Source organism: Pseudomonas fluorescens (assembly GCF_001623525.1).
GTDB lineage: Bacteria > Pseudomonadota > Gammaproteobacteria > Pseudomonadales > Pseudomonadaceae > Aquipseudomonas > Aquipseudomonas fluorescens_Q.
The window spans coordinates 2,349,287-2,361,887 of the sequence record NZ_CP015225.1 but is presented as its reverse complement, the minus strand read 5'-3'; the positions used below and the strand labels follow the sequence as shown (position 1 = coordinate 2,361,887).

Annotated in this window: 14 protein-coding genes; all 14 read right to left on the bottom strand. The window is 55.8% G+C overall.

All coding sequences use genetic code 11. The features are described 5' to 3' along the window. Positions 1 to 319: 319 nt before the first annotated feature. The 14 genes from TK06_RS10015 to TK06_RS09955 all read right to left on the bottom strand — a co-directional run bounded on the left by TK06_RS10015 (position 320) and on the right by TK06_RS09955 (position 12,598). Positions 320 to 3,169 (bottom strand): conjugative transfer ATPase, encoded by a 2,850-nt coding sequence (locus TK06_RS10015; RefSeq protein ID WP_063321933.1) that lies wholly within the window; start codon positions 3,167 to 3,169, stop codon positions 320 to 322. Beyond that, entirely contained in the window at positions 3,169 to 3,594 is a 426-nt protein-coding gene (locus tag TK06_RS10010; RefSeq protein ID WP_063321932.1) for a TIGR03751 family conjugal transfer lipoprotein, read from the bottom strand. Before TK06_RS10010 ends, TK06_RS10015 begins: the two co-directional genes overlap by 1 nt. Then, positions 3,572 to 4,999, bottom strand: a complete 1,428-nt coding sequence (locus tag TK06_RS10005) for a TIGR03752 family integrating conjugative element protein (RefSeq protein WP_063321931.1) — start codon at positions 4,997 to 4,999, stop codon at positions 3,572 to 3,574. The genes TK06_RS10010 and TK06_RS10005 overlap by 23 nt, the downstream gene beginning before the upstream one ends. Further along, positions 4,989 to 5,876 (bottom strand): TIGR03749 family integrating conjugative element protein, encoded by an 888-nt coding sequence (locus tag TK06_RS10000; RefSeq protein WP_086936628.1) that lies wholly within the window; start codon positions 5,874 to 5,876, stop codon positions 4,989 to 4,991. The genes TK06_RS10005 and TK06_RS10000 overlap by 11 nt, the downstream gene beginning before the upstream one ends. Beyond that, positions 5,873 to 6,556, bottom strand: coding sequence for a PFL_4703 family integrating conjugative element protein (locus TK06_RS09995; protein WP_063321930.1), 684 nt, complete (start codon positions 6,554 to 6,556; stop codon positions 5,873 to 5,875). The genes TK06_RS10000 and TK06_RS09995 overlap by 4 nt, the downstream gene beginning before the upstream one ends. Then, complete coding sequence (locus TK06_RS30765; protein ID WP_086936627.1) at positions 6,553 to 6,948, bottom strand: TIGR03750 family conjugal transfer protein; 396 nt, start codon at positions 6,946 to 6,948, stop codon at positions 6,553 to 6,555. The genes TK06_RS09995 and TK06_RS30765 overlap by 4 nt, the downstream gene beginning before the upstream one ends. A 12-nt stretch (positions 6,949 to 6,960) precedes the next feature. Continuing rightward, positions 6,961 to 7,320, bottom strand: a complete 360-nt coding sequence (locus TK06_RS09990; protein ID WP_063321929.1) for a TIGR03745 family integrating conjugative element membrane protein — start codon at positions 7,318 to 7,320, stop codon at positions 6,961 to 6,963. A 16-nt stretch (positions 7,321 to 7,336) separates the two neighbouring features. Continuing rightward, positions 7,337 to 7,570 (bottom strand): TIGR03758 family integrating conjugative element protein, encoded by a 234-nt coding sequence (locus tag TK06_RS09985; protein ID WP_063321928.1) that lies wholly within the window; start codon positions 7,568 to 7,570, stop codon positions 7,337 to 7,339. Beyond that, positions 7,567 to 7,905: an RAQPRD family integrative conjugative element protein gene (locus TK06_RS09980; protein WP_063321927.1), complete on the bottom strand. Its 339-nt coding sequence runs from the start codon at positions 7,903 to 7,905 to the stop codon at positions 7,567 to 7,569. Before TK06_RS09980 ends, TK06_RS09985 begins: the two co-directional genes overlap by 4 nt. Before the next feature lie 119 nt (positions 7,906 to 8,024). Beyond that, positions 8,025 to 8,774: a TIGR03747 family integrating conjugative element membrane protein gene (locus TK06_RS09975; RefSeq protein WP_063321926.1), complete on the bottom strand. Its 750-nt coding sequence runs from the start codon at positions 8,772 to 8,774 to the stop codon at positions 8,025 to 8,027. Beyond that, a complete protein-coding gene (gene traD, locus TK06_RS09970; RefSeq protein ID WP_063321925.1) occupies positions 8,771 to 10,900 on the bottom strand; it encodes a type IV conjugative transfer system coupling protein TraD in 2,130 nt (709 codons plus the stop codon). The genes TK06_RS09975 and traD overlap by 4 nt, the downstream gene beginning before the upstream one ends. Before the next feature lie 2 nt (positions 10,901 to 10,902). Beyond that, entirely contained in the window at positions 10,903 to 11,331 is a 429-nt protein-coding gene (locus TK06_RS09965; protein ID WP_063321924.1) for an integrating conjugative element protein, read from the bottom strand. Beyond that, entirely contained in the window at positions 11,328 to 11,903 is a 576-nt protein-coding gene (locus TK06_RS30760) for a transglycosylase SLT domain-containing protein (RefSeq protein ID WP_086936625.1), read from the bottom strand. The genes TK06_RS09965 and TK06_RS30760 overlap by 4 nt, the downstream gene beginning before the upstream one ends. Continuing rightward, the gene (locus TK06_RS09955; RefSeq protein ID WP_063325123.1) at positions 11,888 to 12,598 is read right to left on the bottom strand and encodes a TIGR03759 family integrating conjugative element protein; all 711 of its coding nucleotides are present in this window, start codon (positions 12,596 to 12,598) and stop codon (positions 11,888 to 11,890) included. Before TK06_RS09955 ends, TK06_RS30760 begins: the two co-directional genes overlap by 16 nt. Positions 12,599 to 12,601: the final 3 nt, after the last annotated feature.

Below are 12,601 nucleotides of genomic sequence, written 5' to 3'. Positions count from 1 at the left end.
AAAGCCACGTCCTGCTCCAATCTTCTGATTGTCCCCGTTCTAGGGGTGGCGCAACTGATAGTTTTCTCAGCGATACGGAGCGAGGACATCACGCCCCGTAGGTACCCGTCCAAAAATTGATTATCAAAGAGGACATGGCTTTCAGGCGCTTCCTGATAGTCCCAGTCCACTCTGAAATACTTCCCGTCTTTAGATACTTCGATTTTCGGCAACGATGACTCTGAAAGAGACGATTGTGCTCGGCTCATTGACTGACCTCTTGAAGGCTTGAGGGCATGAGATTCACATAGTATGGAGAACGGCCGCCACGATGATGGTGTTAACCATCGCTATGAAATTGTAACGGTTGAATTCCTCGAGCCCGGTCTATGTTTTCTGCCATTCGAATGGCGGCATCAAGCTCACTTATTCCATGTTCCTGCATGAGCTTGAACCTCGCTGCTTTCTCCTCAGGTTCGGTCATGGCCATCGCTAGATACAGGCTAGGTGGCACGGCGCGAAAGAGCGCCTCCATCGACTTGGAGAGCACGACGCCTTCGCAGTATTTTCCAGCCTCTTTGCGGGCTGACATCATCATCGATTTTTGGGCAGGGCTGAGCTCGCGGAAGCGCGCGATCTTCTCGACTTCGTCAGGTGGCATGCTCAGGCAAATCCACCACTCGATCATGTTCAGCATTGGTTCTGCGGCTTTGGGTAAGTCGTCCAGATTTTGTGTGGCCAGCCAGAACCAGGCACCCAGTTTTCGCCACATCTTGGTGATCTTTACGACGTAGGGCGAGAGCAGGGGATTCTTGGTGATGATGTGTCCTTCGTCCGTGACGTTGATAATGGGCCGTCCCTGGAATTGGTCCCGTTCAGCGATGTTGTTCACTGTGTTGAGCAACGAAAGGTAAGCAATTGAGAGTTGAGCGTTGTAACCCTCACGAGCGAAGGTGGCCAGGTCGACAATGGTGATGTCCGCCTCCGGCCAAGGAGTACCGGGGCGGTTGAATAATTCGTCATCCAGCCCCTGACAGAACAGATCCATGGCCTCAGCCATCTCGAGTAGTCGTGTTCGCCGCGACTCAGGCAAGCCATTGTCTCGGCCACGTTCACGCAATGCATCACGCACGTCCTTAGTCAGCACGGATCGATGCTCATCGGCGCAACGTTGTGCCGCGTCGAGAATGCTTTGACGAATCAGACTACGGTCTGCCCGGGTCAGGCGAGCCTCCTCTTTGTCTTCGCCCCCGGTGATCATCAGGCGCGCCGTGATCTCCAATTCTCCAAGGACGTCTCGCTGCTCATCGCCCTCTTGAGGAGCGGCCGTCTCTTCTAGCCGCTCAGCATCCAATGTCTCGATTTCCTCAGGCGTTTCAATCAAGCGACGAGCGTCTGCAAACGGCGCCAAGCTTACGCCGGCCCCTGGCGAAAGCTTTACATGATGCACCGTCAGACCCAAGCGCTTGGCGAACTCAGCAAACAACCCAAAGGAGTTGCCAGCCTCAACGATGAACAACCGTGGTCGATAAATCGCAGTGATCTGGTTGAGGATATTGTTGAGCGTCGCTGACTTGCCGGAACCGGTAGGCCCAAACAAAAACAGATGGGCATTCATTTGCCGATCGAGGCGGTTCAGCGGATCGAAGGAGAGGGTACCGCCACCGCGGTTGAAGAATGTGATGCCTGGGCGCCCCGTCCCTTGGCTACGGCCCCACACCGGGGCCAGGTTCGCCGCGTGCTGTGCGAACATCAGTTGGCTGTACCATTGCCGTTTGTCCTTGGCCGGGTCGAAGACACACGGTAGCCAGCGCAGGTAGCTATTGAGCGGCGCTACCTCGTCGTCCTCTCGTACTGGCTGCAATCCGGCATTGAGCATCACATTGGCCAACTGCAAGCCGCGGGCATCCAGTTCCGCAATGTCTTTGCCACGTAGGAAAAATGCGAGGGATCCGCGATACAGTTTGTGAGCGCTTCCGATAATTGATCGAGCCTGCTGGACATCTTGGCGAGTTTGCTCCGAGGCCAGTGTGTCGCCCACGGATTTCTTGCTGAGGTGGTTGAGGTGAGCTTCCAGTACATCCTGAGGTGTGGCCACCAAGGTCAGGCACATCATGGTGTCTTCTGGCATCTGGTCGAAGTAACTGTTGATGGCGTCACCCTTGCGCGTCTCACCCGTCAAATGGCCTGTGTGGGGTACTGAGCGCATACGGTCCATCAACATGACCCGATGCGGCATGCCGTTGAAGGACCAGGTGCCGTGGGTTGCATCAGAATGAGGTTGGCTGAAGAACAGACGTTGAGAGAAGTCCGTGCCGCTGGCCAATTCGATTTCCCCGGGTTCTGTTTCCTCAGGGTAGGCGGTTAACTGATAGAAGCTGTCCCGATCACTTGCAGCATCCCCCAAAAGCGTGGGATTGGGGTTGAACCAGCGCAGTAGCCAGTCGTAAATATCCTTTGCCTCAAGGCGTTGCGTCTTGAGTCCAGCACTGCTCAAACCGGCCGTCAGCCTATCGCAAACATTGCTCAGGGCTTGTTCTGCAGAGTGCCCCTTTCTGGATGTTGCGACGGAGGCCCGTCGGTAAACAACCATTCGTACCCGCCGATTCTGTCCCTTCCAGGGCAGGCGAGTGAGCGTGGTGTCCTCAAAGAGTCCGCCAGGCTTGGCAATCGCCTTGAGGTGGTGGGCAAAGAACCGTAAATAGAAATCACTGAAGGCACTGCCTCGTGCTCGTGGTCGAAGGTACTGACCCAGCGTATTCAGGTAAGCGTCCCAGTTGGTTTCGTCCTGGGCATATAGCTGCACCACCCATGGGTTGCTATCCAGTTCGTCGAAGCTGTCCTGCAACACGTTTTCAAGCGTATCCCTGGCCTGCAACAGCCAGGCAGTTTCCCGACCTTCGGTACCCAGTGGCATCAGCTCGAAGAAGGCCGCAACTGAAACGCCATCCTCCAGCAGCATGCACTTGGATTGGGGTAGGAATTCGACCCATGGCAGCCGCTCTACAAAGGACGGCGCCACGTCGTAAAACGTGGTGTCGTCTGCTTCAGTCACGGGTTTGTTGTGCCAGCCTCCGGGCCCAGCGATACCTCGCTCAGCGAGTTTCGCAATGTGCCGGCTCCAGGCATCCTGTTCCGTAGGCTCCGACGTTGGCTCATGATATTTGTGCTGAGGGAAAAACCAGGCCATCAGTAGTCCTCCAGACGTTCACCAGGCAGGGCGTATTGCACACGTTGGTGCAGTGGAAAAACGGTGCTGTACCCAGGCACCGGTACGGCTTCTGTTCCAGCCCGGTGAGGAAAGACGTACATCACCAGGTCCGGATTGGGTAGCCGATGGAACTGACGCTGGATTTCGTTTTGTGCGGTCCGTGTATAGGGAGCCGAAAAGGAGGGCACCAAAGGTTCTGTCAGTGGATGTCTCAAGGCTTGCCGCGCGTCGAGCAATCGTTGACTCGATTGCTCATTACGCGACCCGGTCGTTTGCCGATTCCAGACCTCCAACATGGTGCTGCCGTCATGGCTGAGCAGGTCCTGGGTATTGGTTGCGCATCCAGTCAACGCGATGACGATCAGCGCAGCCGCCATTGCTTCAATCCAGGTCCGTGGTGTCATGGCGACCTCCGAGGGTGTGATCGACTTTGCGTCCTTGAGGTTCGTAGTCGAGAGTAAGTGGTTGTTCGATATGGACGGCGATCTGTGCGCCAGGCTCCACGTACACGGCTGCGAAGGCTTGTCCGTAGAGTTTGTTGACCCATTGCGAGATGTCCTGCACACCGCTGGCCAGTAGTCGGTTCATGGCTTCACCGCTGGAGATGCCTACGGTCCCCATTGCACCGCCGCCATTGCCGGCATAAAGGGTCGTGCTGTCTGACTTGATCAAAGAGGCTGCGCCTACCCCGGCGGCGGTGATCAAGGCCTGTGAGCCCAGATACTGCTGAGCGTTACTTCGCCGTTTGCCCGGTACACACGGAATGCCATGTTGATCACTGATCCAGCCGAGACCTTCTTGCCCATGATTTGAGTCGCTCCTGGACTGTCCAGCAGACTCCTCACGACTGTCACCCGGTAGGGTTCGGATGGTGCCGTCCTGGAATACGAAGGTGATGGAGCGGATCTGACCTCTGACACAAGACAGCGTCCAATCACCCGACGCCGTACCACTGACGACCGCACCTGCGATCTCAGGGAGATCAATGCCATTGGCCGTCAGGTTGTCGGCCCCAATCAGTACCTTGAACGGGTAGGGGTCATTAACGGTGCCGTCGATGGGGATTCTTCCAATGAGCGCTGTCATTGCCACGGAACCCATCAACGTGGCATTGGATGGAACGGTATAGGTGGGCTTCAGCTGCCGGCTACCAAGGTCTCCGATGGCTCGTGTGGCGAAATTGTTTGCTACATCGCCCAGAGGATTCTGTGCAGGACCGAAACGTGTCGGGAAGCTGAAACCCGGTTCGTTGGAGGTGTTTGCAGATTCTTTTGGTATTGCATCATCGGGCTCAATCCAGCGAGTACCGTTCTTGAATGCCGTGCCGTCGCCATCCTGCAAGCCTAGTCCCAGCGGCAGGTCCGCTGGATCATCCGGCTGCTGCAAGGTACTCAGCTGCCGTTGAAGATCTTGTAGAAGCCATTGAGTCTCAGCGTTACTGTCATCGGTAGTGCTTTTCTCCTCCTGGATTCGTTGTCGTTCATTCTCCAGAGCGAGTTGAATGCGTTGCTCGATGACATCTGCGAATTGGCCCAACGATTCGGGGGCACCCGTGCGAAGCTCGTTTTCGCTTATGGTTCTTTTCAACTCAGCCCGAAGCTGCCTGACCTGAGCGACCAGCGTGGCCACCGTATCGCTTGGCGTGTCGCCCTCCAGTCCCAGTGCCTTCATTTCTTCGGCGGTGAGCTGGTTTTCTAGCGCTGGCGGTTCGGCTGGGGAGGGCTTATTGGAGAACACTTTCACAAGAATCAACACCACAAGCAGCACCATCGGAACCATTAACCATTTGAGCAGCCCGTTACTTTTCATTTGGCCTCTCCTTCGGCGATGCTCCAAGTGCTTGAGGCAGGTTCAGGGCGGCATCGATTGGGCTAATCGTGGGAATCAACGCAGCCGCAATGCCTTGCCCACGACTGGTGAGGTAGAGCACCGTGGTGTCTGAGGGGGTGCCCCTGGGGCCAAGGAACTGATGTTGGAACGTGGCCGTCGCGAAATCTCCCAACAGATATCGAGGATCCAGATCAACATGAGCTTGGGTTTGATTGCTGAGCCGAATAGCCGTAACCCAGTAATCATCCAACCGCCACGCAGCGAGCGTTTTGGCACTGATTGATAGGCTAGGCATCAATAGGTCGAGCGCGAGATCGGCCGGCAGGTTAACGGGTCTGACGCCGGGTAAAGGTTCTACAGTTCTAAGCGGTGCGTATAGGTTTTGAGCTGCATACCGAGTCAGTACGACTGGTACCGGAGTTTGTTGTATATGTTCATGGACAGAGGCTGTCGGTTCGGAATGGCCATCTTTCGTGTGTGCTTGGTTTATGGGGGATTCGACGATCTTTATCGCTTCCAACGCCGCCTGACCCGCTTGAGCTACCTCAGCAGCGATATCCAGGAGAATCAGCTCTCCCGTTGCCGCGTCTTGTAGCTGCAAACGTGTCGGCTCGATCGGTTCATTGGCCCGCAGGTACACGGTTCCTCCAGCACTTTGGACTCGTAAGCGATCTCCCAGCTCGGCCGGCATACCGACCCGTACATTACGTTCAACAAACAGCACGCGCTCTTCGCCAACAACCAGCGGAACTGTCAAAGGCAGCCGCTCCCAGCGCATTAGCTCCACTGCTTGGCATTTGAAGAGGGGAAGAATCAGCGTCAGTCCTAGCACAACGGACGTTGCGAATGGATTCATGAGGCATCTCCCAACGGACGGTCCAGGGTTCGTGTAGCAGGTGCCGAGGACGTGGGCAGTGTTATGCGTTGAGGCGTGCCTTCGTAGCAGTCCAGAGCCAGTCCGAAGGGATTGAGCTCTGGATCGATGTCCAGGCGTACGACCTTGATGGGATAGCGAACGAGCGCGCGCTTAACCTGCTCGGCGCCGTGGTACTCATCGGCATTGATGTCCAAGGTAACCAGCCAGTCATTGTCTGAAACTACTTTGACGCGGGTTTCCGGGTCGTCCCCGTAGCCGCGTCCAGGAATCTCATACACCCCGCGCACACGCTTTCTGAGCTCACCTAATCGACGGCGCTGGTCATAGTCCTGTTGGAAGAACGATCGGCACGCGGGAGTCAGATAGGCCGTCAGTGATTGCAGGTTACGGCTGTAGTCGTCTTCACCGTCGTTGGGCCAGCGGTTGAGCTGCTGGAAGATGTAGAAGGTGAATGCGTAGACAGATTCGGGAGGGATCTCCCACCACTTACGAGTGCTGCCAGAGCGCAGGTCAGGAGGGACATGGATGGTTAAATCTCGTGGGGCATTCCACCATCCCGCGCCTAACCCGACGACAACGAGAAATAACCCACCGGTGCAGAGCCTCAGCGTCCTGACATGAGATTGCAGGTGAAGGACCTCGTTTTTAAACCGGCTCATGCCTCACCTCGACGCGTTACCCAGAAGCCGGAGTAGGTAATGAGTCCATGAATACCCAATTGGCGGCTCACGTGAGGGTATTTTGTGGCGAACCTCCATTGGAGATGTCGATAGAGCCAAGTCTCCGGTCGACCGCGCTTCTGTCGACGTAATAACCCTCCGCCGAAGAAGAGTCCGGCTGCAATCGACAGTACGATCATGGTGGGGACCATGGCGATGCTGCTGGTGAGGCAGACTAGCGGTACGCCCAGAATCAGGCCAATTGCCGCTGATAATCCGGTGCAGATCCAGAGTTCATCTGCGGTCAATCCTCGAACGACAACAGGTTGTCGATTCAGGCGGTGGGGCAGGAAGGTGATGGTGGCCTTAGGCGCACTCTGTAGAGACTCCATGGTGCGTCGTCCTCACAAAATCCCGGTGGCTTTGGTCAGCAGCCAAATGCCGACCACCAGCATGACTGCACCCACCGCGATGCTCAGGCCGAACTGACCCCAGGTAGATCGTCCTGTATGAATTTCGGAGTAACGGGTGTAAGCGTGATAGCAGACACCGATGAACATGGACGCAACCACTAGTAGCGCCACGAGCATCACGATGTCGTAGCCATAGTTTTGCATCGTATCCATGATGCCTTTGCCCGCACCGCGGGATGGGTCCTCCATCGTCGGTAACTTGCCTTTGGCCAAAGCCAAGGAGGGCAGTGCGCTAGTCCAAAGGGCTGGTACGACAGTGAATCTTTTGGAGCACGAGATATAAAAATTCATGGAAGATTCCATTGGCTTACGAAAGGAGGAGGTAGGTCAGGGCCAGGTACATCGCCATGAAACGGATCACCACGCCGAGGAACTGGCGCTGGTTCAGCCGTTGCTCAGCCCAGCCGGAATAGGCGGTTCGTATAGCCCAGGTGCCCCAGAGCAACAGCACCGCAAAGACGGTTGAAGTCAGAACCAGGGCGGTGATTGAAGGTGAGAAGCCACCGTTTGCTTGAAAAGCAGCGATCTGGGCGGTGCTCATTGATGAGGCACCGTTTCATCGAAATAACTGCCGTACAACGCCCCGGCGTCGCGAGGGGAGGCTCGCTTGGGAGACAGGTAGTCTTTGATTCCCGTACTGACACGATGGATATCCATGCGTAAACGGACATAGTCAAAGTGATAGCGAGCCGTCTCGGGGGCCTTGATGAAATCATCGGCAGCGACGAGCCGCTCGATAGCCTTCAGCTCGCGAAGGACGGTGGCTAGGCGGGTATGTTCATCAACGATCTGATTGGCTGTTGCAGTGGCTGCTCCTACGAGTGCGAAGAGCAGGCCAGTAGCCTTTGTGAGTGTTGGAGGTGAGGGAGTGATCATGGTTGAGCTCGTTCTGTCCAGTTAGACAGCCCGATAGTGCTAGGGGGGACGTACTGATGCTGCGATCAATATGTCATGGGAGAAAACCCTATTGATCAGCGATATATCACTAGCAGCGGTCAGAGATATTTCTTGAACCTGCTGGCTGCTAGGGAAAGAGTGATTGCCAGAAGAATCGCGCCAGGTAACAGAATCCAGGCAGCATTCAAGCTCACAGGCAGCGCCAGGTAAACGACCCAGGGCCATGTCAGCAACGGCATCACACAGGCCTTGGCTCGATGGTAGACGTAGCCTGACTCACGACCTGCACCGAAACGACGGATGTCGCGTTGTACCAGCCCATCCACCAAGCCGATGAAAGCCGCCATAAACAACAGCGGCACTGAGAGAAACAGCACCATCAGCCGAACGACGAACACCAGGACGCAAAATGCCGCAGCGATCAGGTTGTTTTCCAGGTGCATATACAGCAGCGCAATGTAGTAATGAGGCTGGTGAGTCGCTTCAGCGTGGGCTCGGGCCGCACCCTCCGATGTTTCTTTCAGAGACCTGATGATTCCGGTCTTGATCAGCACACCTTCATACACCAGCTGGACAATTGCATTGGCGCTGCGACCTGGTTCTTGCACCAATACGCTGCGTTTGAAATCACTGGACAATTGGCCCAGCTCATATTCAAACATCTGTCTTGCATGCCGCCAGCCATCTTCAGGCCAGAAGGCATACATACCGATGCACTCGATCACGATGTTCAGCAGCAGCGACCCGAACAACACAGCGACAAACCGGAAGGGCAGTGTAATCAGACCGAATACAAATCCCCGTTGCTGCCGCTGTTGACGTTGCGCTGTCGATGACGGTTCGCTCATTCTTCGGTCTGCTCGGACGATGCAGACTCTTCGAGTAGATCCTTAGGCAGTGGGGGATCTTGATAAAGCTCTGCTGCTAAATCCAACCAATCATCCGCCGCGACGTAACGTTTACGCATGTAGCTGGCCATCATTTGGAGGTCCCTGGGCATCACTTCATCGGGATCGGGTGCGGGGAGTGGCATGCGAATCTTCCAAAGCTGACCGCCTTCAATCAATCCGAAGGCTTGCCCTTTGGGCAGGGCGACCACATGGGCAGGCTCAATCATGGGAACTGAGGTCGCGGTGACTCGATCCTGGGTATTTGAAGTGAAGGCAGTGTTGCCATGCGGGTCCGAGCTGTCGGTAGCAGCGCTCATCACCGACGCCGTATACACCTCCACCTTGGGTAATTGGTTGGTGAGTAACTCGGCTGTGGCCGTTTCACGAACGCGCAACATGAACAGATTATTGAAGTTGCCGATGACCTGGCCCGCCTTGGCCCGGTTTCCGATTCGTGCCTCGATATCACTGAGCGTCTGGGTGTAGGCCGTGACCTGAATCCCGGCACCACCACCTTTGTTAATCATCGGGATGAATTCGTCTCCCATCAGCTCGTTGAATTCATCGGCATGGAGGTTGATGGGGATTTTCTTATCTGCCACTGCTTTATCCAACCCAAAGTCCACCCCGAACTTGTAGATGTGACCGGCCACAGACACCAGGTCCGAAAACATGGAGTTACCCACGGCAGAGGCCACCTCGGCATCCGAAAGTGCATCGAGGCCAACGTAAACGACAGCACGTTTGCGCATGACTTCCATCCAGTCAAAGATCGGTCGCGAGTCATTCAGATTGGTGTAGTCGGGAGCCAATAGATGGGCGATCTCACCCGTGGTGAGTTTTTCCAGCAGAGGCAGTAGGGAGGCGACGATCTTGTCGAAATAGGTCCGGTCATAGCGCACGGCTGAACGCAGTCCGTCGAGCACTGGATCATACAGACGTGCCTGCGCCAGGTATTGCTCAATCGCCACGACCCGTTTCTCACGACCCATCATGTGCCGCGGAGTGTTTTTTTCATTGATTCTGGCTTCCAGTTGCACGATGACGTCCCAAGCCTTGGGAGCTTTTTCGGCAAAGAAGTGAGCCGCATATTCGATGAATAGCGCGTCGATATTGATCACGTGCCGCTGGATCAGCAAGTAATCCGGACGTTGGCCCAGTTCAACCAGGGCACGAGCGATGATGTTGACAAAGCGCCAGGCAAACTCCCTGAAAGCAGCAGAGTTACCTTCACCGGATAGTTGCCCGGCAATTCGGGATGCCACCTCAGTGATACGCCCGAAACGGCCGATGGCGTTGTATCGGGCTGAGATTGTGGGTTGTCCTAGGTGAAAAACATAGAATTCGTCACCGCGACCTGCACGTTGGGTCTCAACGTACATGCGCTTGAGCAGCTCGGCATCACCCTTTGGATCGAAAACGATGCAGACCTCGCCGCGACGAATGTCCTGGCTGATGAATAGCTCGGCAAGTCGAGTTTTTCCAACTCGAGTGGTGCCTAGCACCAGCGTGTGACCGACCCTCTCACCCAAGGGTAGGGTGACATCCAATTCTTGAAGCTCTACAGCATGGAGCCGTGGCATACCCCCCACTGGCGGTAATGGCCTCATCGGGTTCAGCGGATGGTCCCAGCCAGTGAGGCGGGGGAGCTGGCTCAACGGGTGAGGGGAAAATTCAAGTCTTGCTTCCAGCCGGCGTGCCCACTTGTACAGAATCGAGGGTTCTACAAAACGTCGGAATTCCGGTCGGTAAGTCTGCATCAGTCGGTGGGTATGGCGTTGATCCCAACGAAATCCTTTTCCCACAAACAGGCGCTGATGACTGACTGGGATTTCACGGCTGGTCATCCTATAGCGAGGCAATCGCCTCATCTGCCTGCGATAGCGCAAAACGGTGCATGCCTGGTTTAGGCGAATGACGCCTAGAACCGCGAAGGCGCAGGCCGCGGCTGCACCGATAGCAGGCGCCAGGGCTAATGACCACGGCGCTGTGATACATAGAACCGCCCCGGAGCTGCATGCAGCGACGCTATACAACTCCACCGCCGGTCGTAGCAGCGTTTCAATGCCATGGTTGTGCGTCATGGTTACTGCTCGATACTGCTGGCCGTGACTAAAACGGGGTAGTGTTGAAGTTGCAGTCGTTGGGCCAGATCATCAGCGGCTACGGGAGACAGGGTGAGACCTGGCGCTAACTTACGAAGTTGAATGAGTGACGCGTTGGACTCCACATTAACGACCAACCCGGCGGCCTTGAGCTTGGTCAGTTGGGGTAGTCGCTGCCTAAGCCAAGATCGTGAAAGCGCGTCGTCTCCGATCAGGAAGAACGCCGGCAAACCAGAGGCATTAAGGGGCCTGCGTTTAACGGTTCCGGGGGACAAGGTCTTCGAGTGAATCGGCAGTAGGTCGTTTTCGCGAAAGCGGTCCTCTGCGTACTGGAGCATCGCTCTGTCCGCCAGGCATTGATTGCAATCGAGTGCTAAAAGAATGCACATCCACCCAACAGTATTTTTCATGGTTGCAGTCTCCTCTTTGAAGCCAATTGGTCCAGGTGTTTGCGGATGCGATCTCGGTAGCGTGTAGCCAACGGTCCGCCTGCCGGGCGGTGATAACGACCAGCAGCCAGGAGCCAATCTTCGCCCTGGCGGTGATGGTTACGCAGGATGGTGGCGGCAACCTCCAGATTTCGATGAGGTCGCAGCAACTCACAAGGGTGCCGATAAAAATGGCGTTGATGTCCCAGGTTGATCTGTGCAAGACCTGCGTCTATTTGTGAGGGAGGGTGTTGCTTGAGGGCTCGTTGAAGCGTGTCGCAGGCATCAGATTCTCTGGAAAAATAACGGGAGCCCCCCGCGATGTTGAGCGTCCAGGGCCATGGCATTCGTTGGCCTCGCAGCGTGACGCCGCTTTCCTGTAGCGCCACTGCAAACAACAGTTCCGCAGGCACTCCCATTCGCCGCGCAGCTAAACCGTAGGCTGGGGGAGGCTCCAGAGAGGTCATAGCCCCTTCAGCAAGACCCATTTCAAAAAGGGTGGCGAAGCTCAGGAGTCGCAGCAGTGAACGGCAAGTCTTCACTGTCGCAACCATCTGCCATTGACCTCCTGCATCACGGCTGGCAGTTCTCCGGCATCACCGATCGATACCCAGCGTCCTTTGTCATGGTTGATAGAAATGGTCCCGTCTCGAACCTTGATGGGCTTGATCCCGACTTTATGGGCCCACTGACGAATGCCGTTGTCGTCATGTTGGCTATCAATGATGTAAAGATCGAACGCTGTTCCAGAGGCTTGGAGTTGCCTTATCCGGTGCTCGCATTCAGCACAGTCAAGGCGTACGAAAACAGATTTTCTTCCGGCGGTCTTTGTCAGTAGTGGACTGTGCAACGGAGGAGGATTGATCAGTACCATTCCCGGAAATCGGTTTTTCCATGCTTGATCATAGGCACGTTGATAGGAGAGCAGCTTCTCGACGCGTACAGCTTCGGCTTCAACCTGAAGCTGGGCATAGTGCTGCCGTTCCGCATCAGTTCGGGCCTCGATCCCCAGAGCGCTCAATGGGTCCAGGTGAGGGGAGTACGTACCCAGTGGGCCGCGCATCAGTGCAGTGAAACGGTCGAATTCTTCTTGTTCCAACCCCCATTGTTGAGCCAATAACGCGCTTTCAAGAGAAACCGCCGTATCGGTTTGTGGCTTGGACTTGAGCCCAGCGAGGGTACTCGGAGTGAAGTGTTGTGCCTGAACCCCACAACATAGCGACAGGGCCAGCAAGGGCAGTAAATGCAAGCG

Coding starts and splice junctions, on each gene's coding strand:
- TK06_RS10015 (WP_063321933.1), bottom strand. CDS start 3,169: ATGGCCTGGTTTTTCCCTCAGCACAAATATCATGAGCCAACGTCGGAG.
- TK06_RS10010 (WP_063321932.1), bottom strand. CDS start 3,594: ATGACACCACGGACCTGGATTGAAGCAATGGCGGCTGCGCTGATCGTC.
- TK06_RS10005 (WP_063321931.1), bottom strand. CDS start 4,999: ATGAAAAGTAACGGGCTGCTCAAATGGTTAATGGTTCCGATGGTGCTG.
- TK06_RS10000 (WP_086936628.1), bottom strand. CDS start 5,876: ATGAATCCATTCGCAACGTCCGTTGTGCTAGGACTGACGCTGATTCTT.
- TK06_RS09995 (WP_063321930.1), bottom strand. CDS start 6,556: ATGAGCCGGTTTAAAAACGAGGTCCTTCACCTGCAATCTCATGTCAGG.
- TK06_RS30765 (WP_086936627.1), bottom strand. CDS start 6,948: ATGGAGTCTCTACAGAGTGCGCCTAAGGCCACCATCACCTTCCTGCCC.
- TK06_RS09990 (WP_063321929.1), bottom strand. CDS start 7,320: ATGAATTTTTATATCTCGTGCTCCAAAAGATTCACTGTCGTACCAGCC.
- TK06_RS09985 (WP_063321928.1), bottom strand. CDS start 7,570: ATGAGCACCGCCCAGATCGCTGCTTTTCAAGCAAACGGTGGCTTCTCA.
- TK06_RS09980 (WP_063321927.1), bottom strand. CDS start 7,905: ATGATCACTCCCTCACCTCCAACACTCACAAAGGCTACTGGCCTGCTC.
- TK06_RS09975 (WP_063321926.1), bottom strand. CDS start 8,774: ATGAGCGAACCGTCATCGACAGCGCAACGTCAACAGCGGCAGCAACGG.
- traD (WP_063321925.1), bottom strand. CDS start 10,900: ATGACGCACAACCATGGCATTGAAACGCTGCTACGACCGGCGGTGGAG.
- TK06_RS09965 (WP_063321924.1), bottom strand. CDS start 11,331: ATGAAAAATACTGTTGGGTGGATGTGCATTCTTTTAGCACTCGATTGC.
- TK06_RS30760 (WP_086936625.1), bottom strand. CDS start 11,903: ATGGTTGCGACAGTGAAGACTTGCCGTTCACTGCTGCGACTCCTGAGC.